An 18,089-nucleotide genomic window follows, 5' to 3' on the forward strand; every position below is an offset into this window, starting at 1 on the left:
AAAAGCAGCGGCAGCAGCCGCTTAATCCCACTTGTAACATTAAATGTATGCGGGAGGTAATAGAGTTGTGCATAAATTATCTGACAATTACGGCTCCTTGCCCAAGAAGCTGCTCAATGGCGCTGAATAATTGCGGAGAAGGCTTTGTCCGGTACGTTTCGCTTAGAGCAAGCGAGCGCTGCTCCCGTTCATAGAACAGTACCGTATCCAGTTGGCCGTGGTGGTCGGCCAGCAGCTTTTTCAGCTGCTCCAGCACATCCGGATGCTCGCGCGCGGCGGTAATCTTGATATAGACGCGCTGACGCTTCTTCTCGGCAGGCGGATTCGCGCGCTCGGCAGGCTCCGCCGGCTTTGCGGGCTGCGGTTTCCGGGCTGCGGAGGCCGCTTGTGCAGCCGGCGCCTGCCGGACTGCGGCGGCTTGCCCTTGCCCTTGCCCTTGCCCTTGCCCTTGCCCTTGCGGCGGATAACCGCCGCCTGCCGGCCTCGAAGCGCGGGAGGCCGCTTGCTTCCGCATCCGCCCCACATGCTCGGCCAATTGCTCCCCGTCGGCCGACCCTTCCTGAAACGGCATAACATCCTCGATGATCAGCTTGAAGTCTTCGTCCTGATGCTGGACGGTAGCGTGAATAATCGCGAGGCCGCCCTTCACGAGACGATCCCCGCAGCGCTTCCATACAGCCGGGAATACGACGCCCTCAGCACGCATGACTCTGTCCTCTACTTCAATAAAGCCCATCGCATTTCCTTTTTTATTTGTAAACGGTTTAAGGGAAACCACTCTCGCCCCGATAACGGCAGAGGCCCCTTCCGCCGCTTCCCCCAGCTCCGCGAGCCGATCCAGGCCAAGCGGCTCAAGCTGCTCCTCCACCGCGTCAAGCGGATGGCCGGACAGGTACAAGCCAAGCAGCTCGCGTTCCAGCTCCAGCTGCTCACCCGTTGAATACGGCCTAATATCCGGCAGCTCGACATCCCAGTTCTGCACCTCGTCAAAGCCGAACAGCTCGATCTGCAGCTCTTCCCTCTCCTTGCGCCATTTCAGCGCCGCTTCCACGGTCTCTTCCAGGGCGGCAAGCTGCTGCGCGCGGTGGCCGGGCAGCGACTCCATCGCCCCGGCTTGGATTAGCGACTCCAACACGCGCTTGTTGACGACGCGCAGATCGACGCGTCGGCATAGATCAAGCAGACTGTCAAACGGCCGCTCGCGGCGCTCCTTCTCCAAGGCCTCGATGGCCTGGGTACCGACATTTTTGACGGCGGCAAGCCCAAACCTGACGGCTCCTTCAACCGGCGTAAACGTAACGCCGCTTTCATTCACGTCGGGAGGCAGCACCTCAATGCCCATCCGTCTGCATTCGTCCACGTATTCGGCGGTTTTCCGCTGATTGCCGGTAACGGAAGCAAGCATCGACGCCATAAACGGAATCGGATAATGAGCCTTCAGCCATGCCGTCTGAAAGGCAAGCACGCCGTACGCCGCGGCATGGGCGCGCGGGAAGCCGTAGTCCGCAAACCGGACGATCATATCGTAAACCAGATTGGCGTCCTCGCTGGTATAGCCTTCGCTTACGCTGCCTTTCACGAAATGCGCGCGCTGCTCGTCGAGCACCTCCCGCTTCTTCTTCGATACGGCGCGGCGCAGCAAATCCGCTTCGCCAAGGGAGAAGCCGGCCATGGCTGACGCAATCTGCATGATCTGCTCCTGATACACAATAATGCCGTAGGTATCCGACAGAATGGGCTCAAGAGAGGGATGCGGATATTTGACCGGCGCAAGCCCATGCTTGCCCTTAATGTAATTCGGAATAAATTCCATCGGACCCGGACGGTATAAAGCAAGCACCGATACGATATCCTCGAATTCGCTGGGCTTCATCTCCTTCAATACGCGTCTGACCCCGGACGACTCCAGCTGGAAAATGCCCATCGTCTCGCCGCGCCCGAGCATCTCGTAGGTGGCCGGATCATTGTCCGGCACTGCGCGGAAATCAATCTCCCTGCCGTACAATCCTTTCACCCAAACGAGCGAACGCTCCAGAATGGATAACGTTCTCAGGCCGAGGAAGTCCATTTTCAATAGGCCAACCGCCTCGAGATGCTCCATCGAATACTGCGTAAGCGCCGTCCGCTCGCTTCCCGCCTGCAGCGGGACGTAATCGGTTAAGGGCCCGCCGGAGATAACGACGCCGGCCGCATGGGTAGAGGCGTGGCGCGGCATGCCCTCCACCTTCAGCGCCATCTTGATCATGGCATCGGTCCTCGGCTGACGTTCGCAGGCTTCGCGCAGCGCGTCGCTGACCCGAAGAGCTTCCTCAAGCGTAATATGAAGCTGGTTCGGAATCATCTTCGCCGCCCGGTCCACCTCCGCGAACGGCACGTTCATCGCGCGCCCAACGTCTCTGACGGCTGCTTTGGCAGCCATCGTGCCAAAGGTAATGATCTGCGCCACGTGCTCATCGCCGTATTTGGCCGAGACGTAAGCGATCACCTCATCGCGGCGCTCGTCGTTAAAGTCGATATCAATATCCGGCATCGTAATCCGTTCCGGATTCAGGAAGCGCTCGAAGAGCAGCTTGTACTTCAGCGGATCCACGTCGGTAATCCGGAGCACGTAAGCAACCAGGCTACCCGCTGACGAGCCCCGTCCCGGACCGGTCCGGATGCCCTGCTCATGGGCAAAGCGGACAAAATCCCATACGATCAGAAAATAGTCGCTGAAGCCCATATTTTCGATAACGGACAGCTCGTAAGCAAGCCTTGCTTCGGCCCGTTCCCGGAATGCAGGATCCTCCGCCCATTGCGGCAGCCCCGCATAACGGGTGGCTAAGCCGCTTCTGCAAAGCTCGGACAAATACGCCGACGAAGTCATGCCGTCCGGTACCGGACGGAAGACCGGCAGCGCTGCCCGCCCAAACGTCAGCTCCAGCGAGCATTTGTCCGCGATTTCGGCTGTATGGCGAATCGCTTCCGGGACATGGCGGAACAAGAGCTCCATCTCTTCCCCGCTCTTCATATACAGCTGATCGGTCCCCATCTTCATCCGGTCCGTATCGTCCACCGACTTGCCTGTTCCGATGCAAATCAGAACATCCTGCACGGCGGCATCCTCCGGCGTCAAATAATGAACATCGTTGGTAGCCGCAAGCTTAATGCCCGTTTCCCGCGCCAATTCGATCATGGCTGCCGCCACTTTTTTCTGATCCAGCATGCCGTGATCCTGAAGCTCCAGGTAGAAATCGTCTCCGAAAATCCGTTTGTACCGCAATGCGGCCGATAGCGCCTCCTCCCGGCGGTCGTGAAGCAGATGCTGCGAGATTTCCCCGTGCAGACAGGAGCTTAGGCAGACCAGACCTTCCGAATGAGCCTCCAGGACCTCCGGGTCGATGCGAGGTTTATAGTGAAAGCCTTCCAGGTGGCCAATCGAGACCAGCTTCATCAGATTGCGGTAGCCGGTCTCGTTTTTGGCTAACAGAATTAAATGATAGATCGGATTATCCTTGCGCGTTCCCTTCTCGAAACGGGATCCCGCCGTAAAATACATTTCGCAGCCGATAATCGGCTTGATGCCCTGTGCCAGGCATGCTCTATAAAAAGGAATAGCTCCGTACATGACACCGTGATCGGTAAGGGCAAGCGCCTTCATTCCCAGCCCGGCAGCCCTTGCCGCCAAGTCGCGGATCCGGGCTGCGCCGTCAAGCAAGCTATATTCGCTATGCACGTGCAAATGCACAAACGAGGAATCTATGTTGTTCATCCGCTGGCACCCTCTTTCGAGTTCTTATTCCTTCTATTTTATCATAATAGACCGCACATAGCCCATAGAATGGTAGTAAGGCAGCCGGACAGGCTGGACTTTGCGCTAAAAGGCAGGTGTGCGTTGTGAACGTCATATTATCAAAGGCCGGGCTAGATTTTTTTATCGCCTTTGGCGTTGTTGTCGGAGGATCCATGCTGGCCGGAATCGGCTCGGTTTTTCTGCTGCTCCCGCCTACTTCCATGATGCTGAGCACGGCCGGGAATCTTAAAATTTGGGCGATTGTCGCGGCCGTCGGAGGATCTATCGATCCGATGCGCGTAATAGAAAGTAATATCGTGGAAGGGCATTTGTCGCCTGCCGTCCTTCAGGTTGCTTATATCGCCATCGCTTTTCTCGGAGCCCATATGGGAACCGAGTTTGTCAAGCTCATTTGCAAAGGGGCGGCTTGACGCATGCGCGTACCTCAGTTCGAGCGGTATGTCAAAGGGGTGCAGATGCTAGGCGTGCTGCTGCTTGGCATGCTGCTTGGCGCAATCATCTACAATTCCATTTACCACGCCCAATTCGAGGCGCTTGTAAATCTGAAGAGCGATCTTGAGGTTAAGCTGGAGCAGTCGGAATCGGATATAAGAAGCTTAACGCAATTCAAAAATCAGCATACCGTCATCAAAAGCGTCCTGCCCCGAATCGAAGAGGAAGCCGGCCAAAATACCGGTCGCCCCAAGCTGGATAAAGTGACGGAAGCGGAATTAATCAAGCGGATCAAGGCGGATCTTTCCGTTTTCCTCGGGCAAAGCATTTATGAAATCGACACGGACGCCCAGCTCGCGCGGAGATTATTGAGCAACAAGATTTATACCAATGTCCTTGAAAAAGACTATTCTATCGACATCACGACGATTCTGGTTGCGGAAAACAAGCTGCAGGTGTGGGTGAAAGTAAGGCTGTACGCGAGACCGCCTTCTTAAACGCATTTATTTCCGGTTTTGGGTGAATTCATGCTACAATAACGCCATCGAGACTACAAAAGGAGCTGTAGCAAACATGGATTCACTCCTGCAATGGGTGTTTGCGCCGGGCATTATGATTACGCTCGCGCTTACCGTCTTTTTCAGCTTTAAATCCCGCCGCTCAACGGACATGCGCGCGCGCGGCCTTCATGCTTCGCGAATGAACATCAGCATGGGCTTTATGCTTATGTTTATCGCCGGCGTTCAGCTGTTCCTCTCCGGCACTTCGACGGCGCGTATCGTAATCGGGGCGATTTTCCTCGTGATCGGATTTTTTAATTTGTTTGCGGGGCTGCGCAACCATAGTATTTTTCGGACGATGCAGCAGTAGAGCGCGTTTTTTCTAAAAAGAATGAACACTGCGTGAACAAATATCTCTTCCAATCGCTGTTGGTTCCGGATTCCTCTCATTAGACGTAGGACAAGGCAGGTATCCGGGAACCAAAGGCGAGCGCTTCGCTTTTCCAGAGATATTTGTTCACTCCGTTCACCTTTTTCGCATAAAAAAATCACTGCTGCCCGTCCTTGTGGGCAGCAGATTGAGCCGACCCGGCATTTCGCGGGTCGGCTTTTTTTGGGGGAAGCGGAAAGTTTTCTTTTACTCAAAGTTGGCCTAGAGAAAAGGGCCTTCTTTTGCATATACTAAGCACATCTTACTACAGGAGGCTGATGTTAAATGATGAACCTATCGATTGTTTGCGCTGTTCATTTATCTCGGCCTATACGGAACGCCTTTTAGTATTAGAGACGAGCCGCGGGACCGAGAGGTCCTTGCGGTTTTTTTATGCCTTCCGCAGGGGAATCCCTGCGGATTTTTTTGTTTTATGCCATTCAACAACTAAATCGATTAAAGAGGAGCATCCGATTTGAAACATAACGATACCTTGCAGCAGCATCAACAACATCTGGCCTACGGCTGGAACACCGATTGGGATAATAAAATGAAGCAAATCCCGCCAAGCGCTCGACAGCTGGAACCCGCCCGCGTGATCGCCCAGCATTCCCATTCTTATCAAATCATGACGCCGGACGGCGAGCATACCGCTACCGTTACCGGTAAATACGAATTTAACGCGACGCTGAAAAGCGATTTTCCCGCCGTGGGCGACTGGGTTATGGCAGAGAAGCTGCCGGGAGAGACTCGCTCGGTTATTCATCGCCTTCTGCCGCGACAAAGCGTAATGATCCGCAAAGCAGCCGGAAGCACGGTGGATGATCAGGTCGTTGGCGCCAATATGGATTATTTGTTTATTACAAACGCGTTGAACCAGGATTTTAACGTACGAAAAATGGAGCGTTACCTGATTGCGGCATGGGAAAGCGGCGCTTCACCGGTTATTCTGCTGACCAAAGCCGATCTGTGCGACGAGCCGGAAGCTTTGGCCGCACAAATGGAGAGCGCCGCCCCCGGCGTGCCGGTTCACCTCATTAGCGCCCTTCAGAACCAAGGAAAAGAGCAGCTTCTCCCTTATTTGCAGCCGGGCAAAACCATTGCCGTCACAGGCTCGTCCGGCGTCGGCAAGTCTACTCTCCTGAACTGGCTCGCGGATGACAACGTCATGGAGACCCAAGGCATCCGTGAAAACGATGCCCGCGGCCGCCATACGACAACGCACCGTGAGCTGTTCCTTCTGCCAAACGGAACGCTTGTCATGGATACGCCGGGCATGCGCGAGCTTCAGCTGTGGGATGCGCAGGACGGATTGGAGCAGGCTTTCTCCGATATCGAAGCTCTGGCGGCCGGTTGCCGTTACCGGGACTGCCGTCATGAGTCAGACCCTGGCTGCGCGGTCCTGCAAGCGATTGAAGACGGAACGCTTGAAGCGAAACGCCTCCACAACTATAAGAAGACGGCCAAAGAACTTTCCCATCTTGCGCGCAAAGAAAACAGCCTGGCGAAGAAAGCGAAAAAAGCAGCCGGTTCCTCCTCCCGCAATAGCGAGCGCAGAACAAAAGCCGGCGCTTGGGATTACGATTAACTTACCGCTCTTCCCTATAGCTTTATCAGCTGAAAATAGATTGCACGAAATGCAGTCTATCAGCCATTTTGGTGGGAAGCCGAAACGGTATAATGCACAGAATGCAGGATATTGCGCCCGACTGAATCAATGACGGCTACTTTTCTCGAATATGCTGCATTCCGTGCAGGATATTTCGGATAACAAAGCAGATTCGCGCCATTATCGTGCATTTCGTGCAACGTATTTGAACTTGAACGAAAAGTCCAGATAAGTGACTAAAAACATTAAAAGGGCTGCCAAGCAATTGGCAGCCCTTTAACTATCTCTTATAAAGATGATTGATTCGTATGGGGAAGGATAGAAATGTATCTCCTGGAGGAGCGTTAGCGTTCGCCTTTGTAATCGTGAAATATCGCATAGGCGAGTTGATTCTAAAATTCACGATTACAACAGCGGCCGGAAGGAGATACATTTCTGTAAGACTGACCCTAATACGAATCAATCATCTGCGCCGTCATCATGGCCTTCGCCGCCAGCCCAGTCTGATCAATAAGCTCGATCTCGAGCTTCGTTGCTTTGCGGCTCATTTCGAGCGCGCGGGGGACAATCGTAATCTGGCTGTCGATCTGGACAGGCTTAACGAAGAAGGCCGTCATCCCGTCAATCAGGTAGTCCCGCTTGCCTGCGTCCCGGATCATCTGCCGTCCGGCCAAGGTCATCAAGGTGACCAAAATCCCTTCCGATACCATGCCAAGCGATCCGGACATCTGAGGCGTAATGGCTCCTTTGTAGAGCGGTACGCCATCCACTTCCTCCGCGTCAAAGCCGGACCAGATCAGATCGTCGAAGGTCTCTCCGATCTCCTGCTGCTTGCCGGCAAAACGGAGAGCGTCCAGCAGCTGCTGGCGGGTGACGACTCCAAGCAGCTTCCGATGACGGTCCACAATCGGCAGCAGGTCAATCCCTTCCGCCGCCATCGTATGCGCAGCCGATGTCACCGCAATATTAGGCGCGGCCGTGATCGGATGACGGGTCATCAGCTTGTCGATCGGACTGTCATCGGATGAGCCGGCTGCATCCTTGGAGGTCATCATGCCGACCACCCTGCCTCGGTCATCGATCACCGGAAAACGGTAATTACCTGTCTCGCGGCTCAGCTTGTGAAAGTCGAGCAGCGTATTGCCGGACCGCAGCACATCGGCCGGCCTGCTGAACGTCATGAGATCTTCGATCAGCATGATTTTGCGCTTGATTAGCCGGTCGTACATCGCCCGGTTAATCATCGAAGCTACGGTAAACGTATCATGCCGGGACGAAATAATCGGCAGTCCGTTCTCGTTCGCGAGCGCCTTTACTTCCTCGCTTGGTTCGAATCCTCCCGTGATTAGAACGCCAGCTCCCTGCTCCAGTGCGCAGCGGTGCGCGCCACCCCGGTTGCCTACGATAAGCAGGCTGCCTTCATCGATATAGCGGAGCATCGCATCCAGCTCCATCGCTCCGATAACAAACTTGTGCAGCGACTTGTCGAGGCCGGAAGCGCCGCCGAATATATGCCCCTCAACGATCTCCGCCACTTCGCCGAAGGTCAGCTGATCCAGCGCCTCGCGTCTTCTCCGGTCAATGCGGACCGTCCCGATTCTTTCCTTCGTGCTGACAAGACCGGAAGCCTCCGCTTCCTTAATCGCCTTATAAGCGGTTCCTTCGCTCACGCCCAGCGCCTTGGCGATTGCCCTTACCGAGATTTTCTCGCCGATATCGAGCGTCTCTATGTATTGCAGAATTTGTTCGCGTTTCGTGCTCGTATCCATTCCGGAAACGGATGCCACCGGCACCGCCCTCCCCCAATTAAACCTTCGTTCGTTTCATTCCATTATACCAGTCGATAGAGACGGCAGCGACCTTTAGTCCCGCATCCACGTCTTCACCGTCTGCCCCGGTACAACGATATTTGTCGAACACCTGCTGGAGGGACTGCACCGTAAATGCTTCTTGCGTTCCTTTAAATATAAAGGAGTACCAATCATAATTGATAGGTACGGGATACTTCAGCTTCAGAATCGGATAATTCTCTATAATGACGGATTGAGGAGGGATCTCCGGATATTGGCTGGAAAACAAAAAAGAGCTCTTCTCGCTAAACGGTCTTGCGATCGTTTCCGACTGCAGGCTCATTTGGTATTCCACCTGCTGCGTGCGGGGATTCACCCTGCAATTAAAGCTGCCCTGCGCCTTTGCCGACTTATTGGTCTTATGTAAAATGCGGTACGTGAACTGCACCTGAAACCGCATATGCTGATAGTAAGTCTGTACGTTTCGAAAAAACTCAAACTCATCAACCATAAGCGTTGCTCCTTGTTAAAAAGTTCCTGTTTAGGAAATGATGTTAATAGGTAGAACCTTTTTACACAATTATAATAAAAAGCATAACCTTTAGTCAATGACTATAGGCACTATTTTTAATATGGACTATAAGACGTTGTTGCCGGGATAGGAAAGCTCTATCTTAAGGCTGAGGTGACGAATGTGAACGAAATCAGCCGAAATATCGGTGAAAATATACGGGCATTACGCAAACAAAGGGGCTTTAGCCAAGAGCAGCTGGCTCTGCGGGCGGAAATCAACGGCTCCTACATGGGTCAAGTGGAACGCGGCGAGAAGAGTCCAACGGTCGATGTCTTGAGCAAAATTGCCCATGCCCTCCAATGCCCGCTAGAGCAGCTGGTCCATATGCCCGGGACACCTCACGAGGAAAGCACCTACGCAGAGAAAATCGCTTCTCAGCTTCAGGGGTTATCCGTCAAGGAACAAGAAGCGGTGTATAAATTCGTCAAGCAGCTCGTCCAGTTCAAGGAAATCGATTAACATGCGTAAAATGCGCTTGCCGCAACCGCATCCTATTCTCAAAAAACGCAGCAAATGGAAAAAGCCCCCTTGCGGGGGCACTGGTTTTGCGTCTGGGCCTTAACCTCTTGCGCTTCGGTTCGAACCCCTGTTCACCGCCTGCTGCAGCCTGCGCTCCCAGGTATTCCTCTTCATCCGCTTAATGCGGTCCAGCTCCTTCTTCTTCTGCTCGTTCATCCAGAGCAGCGCATTTAAGTGAGCGGCAATGACGAGCAGCGCAAACAACGTCCACACTACCCCGAATATCGTCACAGCATTCCATGGACCCGCCAGATCCAATTTCGGCACCCCGTAGAACAGCATCGCCAATGCAATTGCCAAATAAATCACATGCCGGGCTTTTCCCCTCATTCCCTCAACTCCCGCTTCCTTAGCTTTTGCTTGTCCGCACCACTATCCTATGAAGACAAACCGCCGAATATGACTGCATAACTAATTTCTTTGGCCAATCACCAAGGTATAGATGTCCTCATATGATGAAGTAATTCGTGTAAAACACCTATGGGCCTTTATCCGCTTTTCGTCATCCTCCTGCTTGGAAGGAGATTTACACAATGCAAAAATCGAAAGTAGCCGTTCAGCTTATAAGCTCCGGCATGCTTCCGGAAGATACGATTATGCTCGGTGAAGCCTACCTGAAGCAATGGCATATTTCTCACAGCGTGTCGATCGTCTTGCGGTTCGGAACATTCAAGAAAACGGTGAAGGTAATACCGGTACCGAAGTACGACGGAATGCGCATGAACCAATCGCTTGCCAGACAGATGGGCATCCTTGGCAGCACCGCCCTTCGCCTGAGCTACGATTCCTCGTCTTCCACGCTCCGGCTTGGGCCTCTGATCGGCGTTCTGATCAGCCGTGATTATCCGAGTACGCCCGACAAACCGTTTGGCACCATTACGATGTTCTGCAAGGAATTGATCGACGGCTGCGCGAATCAGGGAGCGCATGTTTACTTTTTCACTCCGAACCATATTTCGGGAAGCAGCGACAAGCAGATCGAAGGCTGGACCTTTGCGAACGGTTGGAAGAGAGCAAAGCTTCCGCTGCCGGATGTCGTGAACAACCGCCTGACGTCTCGCAAGCTGGAGAGCCGTGCTCATGTGCAGCAGTTCTTCAAAGAGATAAAGAGTACGCATCACGTCAGCGTGTTTAACGAAAAGTTCCTGGACAAAATGGAAGTCTTCGATGCGCTGAAAAAGGATGAAAGCGTCCGCCGCTATTTGCCGGAATCCCACTTTCTCCGCAATTATACGACGCTGAAATCGATGTGCTCCCGTTACGCCAATGTATTCCTCAAGCCCTCCAAAGGCAGTCTCGGCAAAGGCATTATCCGAGTGACAAGGCTTGAGGGAGACAGCTATCAGGCGCATTTCACAACCGGCACGGGAACAAGGCGGCAGGTATATCCGAACCTTATGAAGCTGTTCTCGAACATTTCAACCAAGATGAAAACCATTAAATATCAAGCCCAGCAAGGACTTAATCTGATCGAGATCCAGAAGCGGCCGGTCGACTTCCGGGCTGTGGTCCAGAAGAACGCAACAGGCAAATGGACGCTGACATCGGTTGTCGCGCGTACCGCGAGCAGCCAGCATTTCGTCTCCAATCTCGCACGCGGCGGAACGCTCAGCACGGTTAGCGAAGCTGTCGCGCGCTCCAATATTTTCGCCGGCAAGGAAGGGGCCTCCAAACGTCTTCGAACAGCAGCACTAGCGATTGCCGAAGGCATCGATAAGCATATTCCGGCGCATTTCGGCGAGCTGGGAATCGATTTGGCGCTGGACACCAGCGGCCGCGTATGGCTGCTGGAGGTTAACTCCAAGCCTTCGAAAAGCGACAACACGCCTCTCAACCAGGAAAATGACAACAAGATCCGTCCATCGGTCCGGAACGTCATCCAATACTCCCGCTTCCTGTCGGGATTCTAACCGGAGGGCCTTATGAGGGCAACGCTTGTGAGAGTAGGACTGTATGTCGCTTCGATAGAGGCCGGCGCGGAGCCGGAGAATCAGGCATCAGGCAAAGCTTGCGGCATTAAGCTGCCGGAGCCGGCATTCGCGCAAAAGCTCAGCGAAGCGGCAGGCCGTCTCGCAATCGACCTGTATGTCTTCTCCCCCGCCGAATACGAGGAAAAAACCGGGCAGCTGACTGCCTTCCGGCTTCGTGACGGCGGCTGGGTGAAAGAACCCTGCCCGCTCCCGGATATTCTCTACGACCGCTGCTTCTATCGAACGGCTGAGGAACGCCTGCTCTGCAAAGCGGTGCTTGCCGCCATCCGTGAACAAAAGCCCGTGACGACGCTAAACGGAAGCCTTCCCGGCAAATGGGAGGTGTACGGTACGCTCCGACAGGACTCTGCACTGGCTCCGCTGCTCCCTTCCACAATCCGGCTCAACCGCCCGGACACTCTCCTGCGCCTTCTGAATAGTTATAACGGGGAGCTGTTTCTGAAGCCTTCAGCGGGCATGCAGGGCAAAGGGGCTGTTCATCTGAAGCTATCGCCATCGACCCGCGAGTGGATAGCCGCCGGACGAACCGGAAGCAATCTCCTGTTCCGGCATCGCTTCGCCCATTATTCCTCGTTGTCGCGCTGGATAAGACGATTTACGGGGAAGGCGTCGTATATCGCGCAGCCCTATCTGCGGCTGGCCGATCCTAACGGCAACCCGTTTGACCTTCGCGTGCTTGTGCAGAAAAACGGAAAAGGACGCTGGGGCGTTACCGGCGCGGCGGTTCGTGCCGGAAGCACAGGAAGCGTCACTTCCAATTTGCATGGCGGCGGCACGGCAAGCCAGCCCGCCGATTACCTGTCCCTTCTGTTTGGCGAAGCAAAGGCTGAACGGATGATGAACGAAATAACGGAAGCCAGCCTCCAGGCAGCAGAAAAGCTGGAGCACAACTACGGACGATTAGCCGAGCTGGGCATTGATTTCGGAATCGAGCCGGACGGACGAATATGGCTGCTGGAGGTCAACTCCAGACCGGGACGCTCCTCCTTTCAGCAATCCGGCGACGACGAGGCAGCGCGCCTGTCGGTGGAGCTGCCGCTCCGGTATGCCCGCCTGCTCGCGCAGCGGCTTAACAAACCTTTGATCATAAATGACTCCGCAACAGGTCAGATCCAAGACTGTCAGGTAGGCAGGAGGATCCGGTCTGATAACGTTCAGGAGGTTCACCCATGAGCTTGACAACTTGTAACGTTCATTTCTCGCAACAATCGGATAAAGTCATCTATTTATCCAACACGCTTCTCAAGGAGCTGAAGCTGTCCGGCAAAAAAACCGTTCACCTGAAGCTTGGCAAAGAAGTGATAACGACTGCCGTCAGGCCTGTCAGGCGACAAGGCAATCATCTTTATTTATCCGCCGGGGTCAGGCAATACATTCGGGTACCCAAAACGGGCAGCATCTTCGTCCACAAAAACGGCGAAAACGAGGTGCAGATCGGGCCGCTCATCGGCGTATTGAGCGATTCGGGCTATTCCCAATCGGATAGCCAGCCCTTTGGCATGAGAACAAATTTCATCAAGCAGATTATCCGTTCCGGCGACCGGAAGGCTTTTCTCTTCGGTTTTACCCCCCAGGATATCAATTGGCAGCAGGAGACGGTACTCGGCTACTTCCTCAACTCGCAGGGAGGCTGGTACCGCAAGACCGTTCCGCTGCCCGATGTCATCTATAACCGGCTCCGGAGCCGCAAAGCGGAGACGTCCAATTATATCGGGTCACTCCGCGAAAGGCTGCTTCGCAAGAAGATTCCTTTCTTCAACTGGGGCTTCTTCAACAAATCGGACGTGTATAAGCTGCTGGATAACGATCCGGAGGCTCTCCAGCATTTACCGGAATCCGTATCCGCCCCGACGGGCGAGAAGCTGAAGCAGCTTTTGGAGAAGCATCATTTCGTCTATTTCAAACCAACCGCAGGCAGCCTCGGCGTTGGCATTTACCGGCTCACCTACCATCCGAAGCGCGGCTACTTCGCCCGCTACCGGAAGAACGGAAAAAACGTCCTGCTGCGCTTCTCCTCCTTCAACAGCCTGTATAAAATGCTGCAGGCGCGTCACGGAGCAACCTTGAGCAGCTATGTGGCGCAGCAAGGGATCCGGCTGGTGGAAATCGACGGATGCCCGCTCGACTTCCGCTTCCATATGCACAAGAACGGCAAGAACGAGTGGGTGCCGGCAGGCATCGGAGCGAAAAAAGCCGGAAAAGGCAGCGTAACGACCCATGTGAAAAACGGCGGCTCGCTTATGACGCCGGAGCAGGCGCTGAACCGCGCATTCGGCGCAAAAGGCAAAGAGATCCTGGAGAATGCGAAGAAGGTCTCCATCAAAATGGCTGAGGCGATTGAGCGTAATTATCCGCACCGGCTTGGCGAGCTGGGCCTCGATATCGGCATCGACAAGGATAACGATATCTGGATGTTCGAAGCCAATGCAAAGCCGGGACGCTCCATCTTCAAGCACCCTTCCCTCGAAGCGGAAGGCCGTGCATCCGTAGACTGCATCATCGATCATTGCTTGTACCTCAGCAAGTTTCAAGGAGGGAACAGCTAATGGAGCTTAGAGCATCGAAGAAAGAAGAGGTGTATGATCGGCCGGCTGGACGCCTGGTACTCGCCATACTGACGATTGAGAACGAGGAACAGTTATTCCGGGGTAACCGGAATAACTTCGCGGACATTATCAAAACGGGCCAGGAAAGAGGATTTCTCGTCTATGTGCTCACCGTAAAAAACCTGATCTTGAACCGTCCGAATCTGCGGGGATTTGTCTATAGTGAACAGAAGGATACATGGCAGCAGCGATTGCTGCCTTTCCCGGATATTATCTATAACCGGATTCCGCAGCGCGAGGACGAAATGCTTCCTGCCGTCCGCAACAAAATTGCGGCTTGCATGCGGGATCCGCGGATCAAATTGTTCAACCCTTCCTTCTTCAACAAATGGTATTTGTTCGAATGGCTGCGCGGCAGCAAGTCGACCAAACCGTTTATCCCGGCAACCCGCAAGCTGCTGACGGCAGCCAGGCTGGAGAGAATGCTGCAAAAGCATTCCTTCCTCTACCTGAAGCCGGAAAGCGGCAAAGCGGGGAAAGGCATTATGACCGTCAAGGTGCAGCCCGACAAGCCGCTTCCGTATTTGCTTAAGGTGCAGGAGAACAAAAAAAGCTCTACCTTCAGCTGCGCGGATTTTCAAAAGCTGTGGAACCGCATCAAGAAGGAATGCGGCAGCGAGCCTTATATCGCCCAGCAAGGCATTCAGCTTGCTTCCTTTAACGACCGCCGGTTTGATCTCAGGGCTCTCGTGCAAAAAAACGAACGCGGCAAATGGGATTTGACCGGCATCGGCGCAAGGGTAGCAGGGTCCTCCAGCATTACGACCCATGTCCCGAGGGGCGGCTCCATCGAAGATCCCGAGAAGCTGCTGAAAAGCTCCTTCAACGCCGATCAGGCGAGAAGGATACTGATTAAAGCCAAGCAAACCTCCATTATGATCGCCAGACAGATAGAAAAAGGGTCCGGCTTTATGCTTGGCGAAATGTCCATGGACCTGGGCATAGACAGTCAAGGCCATATCTGGTTTTTCGAAGCCAACTCCAAGCCGATGAAGTTTGACGAGCCGCATATCCGGCAGAAGTCGCTTGAACGGATTTTCCAATACAGCACCTATCTGGCCAGGATGAGAAACGAGCGAGTGAAGCAGGAGGCGACGAGATAATGGAACTGCAGCTGCTTACCCCCGAATTATGGGCGAAAGAACGCAAGAGACTCATTGATTTTGCCGTCCGTTTCGGGGAGAAGCGGCTTACGGTTGCAGCCATCCATTCTCTTCGCCGTCTGCCTCCCGAGCTGCTCTCGCAGGAGGAGAGCGGGACCGTTATGGCGGTTGCGCGGTTTGGCAGCCGGATCGTAGGACTTGGCTATGCGGAGGAAGCAGGCGAAAAGTGCTGCATCGTTGTAACCCACCCCGAGGCTCGCGGGCTTGGGGTCGGGAACGCGGTAATGGAAGCCATTATGAACAAGCTGGGAAGATTGACCTGCCAGGTTGCGCTCGACAACGTGCCCAGCCTGACTCTCTTCTTTCGCCTTGGCATGAAGGCGGTCTCCATGTCGACCGGACCTACCGGCAAGCCAACGCTGCGGTTCGAGTGGCTGCGGGATGAGGCTATGCCACCGACCGCCTCTTCTGCGCAGCATAAGTAAGCAGCACCGCGCCAGTGGCGAGGAGGCAGCCTACAAGACAAGCAGCCAAGCCGTAAGATAACGGGAAACCGAACAAGTCGTAATACCTCGGCTCGCCAAAGATCGTATTCACCATGGCAAGAGAGCCGTAATTGAAATCGACAATCGGCCAGATCAGCTTCTTGATCCCGTTGCTGAAATAATTAGACAGAGAGCCTGCAAGAAGAATAACCATCCCGATTCCGAATGCCGAGCTTTGACCCTTCAGCTTGGATGAGATAAAAGCAAGCGCCATGCTGAAAGCAGCAGCCGAAGCGATCAGCCACACGGCGCCCAGCAAGACAGTCCCGCCAATCGAGAAAGGAAGCGCGGAGGACTCAAACCCTTCCAGACTGCGAAGCGGCGCGGAAAAACCGCTTAAATCCCCGTACCCCAGCCAGGTCCCGATAAAGGATCCTATCAGATACGCAGCGGTAATAACGACGGCCGTTAGACCGGCGCTCAACAGCTTCGCCGTTACAATCTCCTTCCGGCCTTTTACCGTGCTTAGCAGAATGCTGTCCATCTCCGTTCGGACCTCCTGCGTGAACAACGGCGCCATGAAGTAGGTCAGGACAAGCAGCAGCAAAAAGACAATCATAAATCCGTCAAACCGGATAAAGAAGAAATTCCAGAAGATTGCATTCTCGAAAACCGGCTCGCCTATCGCAAGCTCGTTAGCCAGCTCCTTCGAATACAGCCTGTAATCGTACGTGGCGGTATGTTTTTCCTCTTCAAGCGATTCAAGCTTCTCCCGCAACGGATAGATGCCTTTAATATGATCTTGATCCTGCTCCGCCGGACCGTTCCAGTACTCATCCACCTTGCTGCCGAATGCCGCATAACGCACGTGGAACTTTAGTTCCGGATCACGATTGATCCTTACGCTCAGCCCTTCTCCCGTTCCGTATTTCGCAACAGCGGCATCGCGAATCCCCTGAGAAGAGGCAAGCTGCTCACGATCCAATGCCCCGCTATGCCCATCCAGCAATCGGGTATAGAGACTCACCGCCTTTTCCCCTTCCGAGCCACTGAGCTCGAATATCCCTTTTGCCGACACCCAGGCAACTCCCGTATAAATGACGAACAAGACCACAAGCAAAATAAGCTTGTTCCGGTTAACGAGCAGCTTTTTCATTTCGTAATGGAATAGCTTCATCCTTGCACCTCGGAATGGAATTCGTGCAAATAAGCATCTTCAAGACTAGGCAACGTAGGGACTGCATGCATAAATGGCTTGACGTCGCTGACAATACGCACCTCCATGCCGTCTGCTGCCGGCATAACATGGCTGATTAGATGGTCATTCTGATAGACCACCAGCTCGTCCACCGGCATGCGGGCCAGCCACACCTTGCCCTCCATGTCTTTCACGAAGCCTTGATTGCTTTGCATCCGGCCAACCTTGCCGGCTTTTATCATAACGGTCTCTTTGGCAATGGAATCAATGTCCGATACGATATGGGTGGAGAGAAGCACGGTCCGCTCGCGGGAGATGAACGAGATCAAATTCCGGAATTTGATTCGCTCATACGGATCGAGTCCTGCGGTTGGCTCGTCCAGAATAAGAATTTCCGGATCGTTCAACAGGCTTTGAGCGATTCCGAGCCGGCGCTTCATCCCCCCGGAATAATGGACGCATTTTCGCTCCAAATCTCCCGTCAGCCGCACCTGCTCGGCCAATTCGTTTATTTTCCGCTCCACCGCCATGCCCTTCAGCCCTTTCAGCGCGGCAATATATCGCAAATAGTCCCGTCCGGTGAACTCCGGGTAAAAGTCGAGGGACTGCGGCAAATAACCAAGCTTCATCCGATACTCGCGCTCGCATTGCTTCCGGTTCACGCCGTCTACCAGCACCTCTCCAACGCTTGCCTCCATTACACCTGCTAATATGCGGATTAGCGAGGATTTGCCCGCTCCGTTTGGCCCGAGCAGGCCGTATACGCCGTTGTCCATTTCAAAGCTGACGCCGGAGAGCGCCTGCTTCTTCCCGTAATGCTTGCTTACGCGGTCTACAGTCAGTTTCACGTTCTTCCCTCCGATTTGTCGTGGTTTCCATATGCCAATTGTAAGCCGCAGACCTAAATATACGGGTGAGAAAAGATAAACGATTTCTAAACGATTCGGAACATGAAGTGCTCAAACAAAAAGAAAACAACGGCAGACGGCCAGACAAATTTCCGGACCATTCCTCGAACAACCTATAAACAATTTATAAACGAACAATAAAAAACCATAC

The 18,089-nt window shown here is 53.9% G+C and carries 16 protein-coding genes; 10 read left to right on the top strand and 6 right to left on the bottom strand.

Going from position 1 to position 18,089, the window contains the following annotated elements; genetic code table 11:
• Positions 1-76: 76 nt before the first annotated feature.
• Positions 77-3,751, bottom strand: coding sequence for a DNA polymerase III subunit alpha (locus EV294_RS13125; protein WP_132307408.1), 3,675 nt, complete (start codon positions 3,749-3,751; stop codon positions 77-79).
• Positions 3,752-3,876: 125 nt separating this feature from the next.
• Here EV294_RS13125 and EV294_RS13130 point away from each other — a divergent pair, with 125 nt between their 5' ends.
• From EV294_RS13130 to rsgA, 4 genes are all read left to right on the top strand, one after another.
• Positions 3,877-4,203 (top strand): YtrH family sporulation protein, encoded by a 327-nt coding sequence (locus tag EV294_RS13130; RefSeq protein WP_132307410.1) that lies wholly within the window; start codon positions 3,877-3,879, stop codon positions 4,201-4,203.
• A 3-nt stretch (positions 4,204-4,206) separates the two neighbouring features.
• Complete coding sequence (locus EV294_RS13135; protein WP_132307412.1) at positions 4,207-4,722, top strand: sporulation membrane protein YtrI; 516 nt, start codon at positions 4,207-4,209, stop codon at positions 4,720-4,722.
• 76 nt (positions 4,723-4,798) lie between these two features.
• Positions 4,799-5,095, top strand: coding sequence for a YtpI family protein (locus EV294_RS13140; RefSeq protein WP_132307414.1), 297 nt, complete (start codon positions 4,799-4,801; stop codon positions 5,093-5,095).
• 535 nt (positions 5,096-5,630) lie between these two features.
• Positions 5,631-6,743 (top strand): ribosome small subunit-dependent GTPase A, encoded by a 1,113-nt coding sequence (rsgA, locus tag EV294_RS13145; protein ID WP_132307416.1) that lies wholly within the window; start codon positions 5,631-5,633, stop codon positions 6,741-6,743.
• 470 nt (positions 6,744-7,213) lie between these two features.
• Here the strand turns inward: rsgA and EV294_RS13150 are convergent, their stop codons facing one another.
• On the bottom strand, positions 7,214-8,533 hold the full coding sequence (locus EV294_RS13150; RefSeq protein ID WP_132308013.1) for a DRTGG domain-containing protein: 1,320 nt from the start codon (positions 8,531-8,533) through the stop codon (positions 7,214-7,216).
• A 37-nt stretch (positions 8,534-8,570) separates the two neighbouring features.
• A complete protein-coding gene (locus tag EV294_RS13155; RefSeq protein ID WP_132307418.1) occupies positions 8,571-9,065 on the bottom strand; it encodes a hypothetical protein in 495 nt (164 codons plus the stop codon).
• A 183-nt stretch (positions 9,066-9,248) separates the two neighbouring features.
• On the opposite strand from EV294_RS13155, the gene EV294_RS13160 reads away from it, so the two are divergent.
• Entirely contained in the window at positions 9,249-9,587 is a 339-nt protein-coding gene (locus EV294_RS13160) for a helix-turn-helix domain-containing protein (protein ID WP_165930677.1), read from the top strand.
• A gap of 99 nt (positions 9,588-9,686) precedes the next feature.
• On the opposite strand, the gene EV294_RS13165 is transcribed toward EV294_RS13160, so the two are convergent.
• Positions 9,687-9,977 carry a hypothetical protein gene (locus tag EV294_RS13165; RefSeq protein ID WP_132307422.1) on the bottom strand — a complete coding sequence of 97 codons (291 nt, stop codon included), beginning with the start codon at positions 9,975-9,977 and terminating at the stop codon, positions 9,687-9,689.
• A 203-nt stretch (positions 9,978-10,180) separates the two neighbouring features.
• Between EV294_RS13165 and EV294_RS13170 the strand changes: the two genes are divergently transcribed.
• Genes EV294_RS13170 through EV294_RS13190 form a run of 5 tightly spaced genes read left to right on the top strand, consistent with a single transcriptional unit; the run spans position 10,181 to position 15,832 of the window.
• The gene (locus tag EV294_RS13170; protein ID WP_132307423.1) at positions 10,181-11,557 is read left to right on the top strand and encodes a YheC/YheD family endospore coat-associated protein; all 1,377 of its coding nucleotides are present in this window, start codon (positions 10,181-10,183) and stop codon (positions 11,555-11,557) included.
• A 12-nt stretch (positions 11,558-11,569) separates the two neighbouring features.
• The gene (locus EV294_RS13175; protein WP_132307425.1) at positions 11,570-12,811 is read left to right on the top strand and encodes a YheC/YheD family endospore coat-associated protein; all 1,242 of its coding nucleotides are present in this window, start codon (positions 11,570-11,572) and stop codon (positions 12,809-12,811) included.
• The gene (locus tag EV294_RS13180) at positions 12,808-14,184 is read left to right on the top strand and encodes a YheC/YheD family endospore coat-associated protein (protein ID WP_132307427.1); all 1,377 of its coding nucleotides are present in this window, start codon (positions 12,808-12,810) and stop codon (positions 14,182-14,184) included. The genes EV294_RS13175 and EV294_RS13180 overlap by 4 nt, the downstream gene beginning before the upstream one ends.
• Complete coding sequence (locus tag EV294_RS13185) at positions 14,184-15,347, top strand: YheC/YheD family endospore coat-associated protein (protein WP_132307429.1); 1,164 nt, start codon at positions 14,184-14,186, stop codon at positions 15,345-15,347. Before EV294_RS13180 ends, EV294_RS13185 begins: the two co-directional genes overlap by 1 nt.
• Positions 15,347-15,832: a GNAT family N-acetyltransferase gene (locus EV294_RS13190; protein ID WP_132307431.1), complete on the top strand. Its 486-nt coding sequence runs from the start codon at positions 15,347-15,349 to the stop codon at positions 15,830-15,832. Before EV294_RS13185 ends, EV294_RS13190 begins: the two co-directional genes overlap by 1 nt.
• Here EV294_RS13190 and EV294_RS13195 read toward each other — a convergent pair.
• A complete protein-coding gene (locus tag EV294_RS13195; RefSeq protein ID WP_132307433.1) occupies positions 15,795-17,009 on the bottom strand; it encodes an ABC transporter permease in 1,215 nt (404 codons plus the stop codon). The two genes, EV294_RS13190 and EV294_RS13195, sit on opposite strands and share 38 nt — an antisense overlap.
• Positions 17,006-17,878, bottom strand: coding sequence for an ATP-binding cassette domain-containing protein (locus tag EV294_RS13200; protein ID WP_132307435.1), 873 nt, complete (start codon positions 17,876-17,878; stop codon positions 17,006-17,008). Before EV294_RS13200 ends, EV294_RS13195 begins: the two co-directional genes overlap by 4 nt.
• Positions 17,879-18,089 lie beyond the last annotated feature (211 nt).

This window comes from Paenibacillus sp. BK033 (assembly GCF_004345425.1).
Classification (GTDB): Bacteria; Bacillota; Bacilli; order Paenibacillales; family Paenibacillaceae; genus Pristimantibacillus.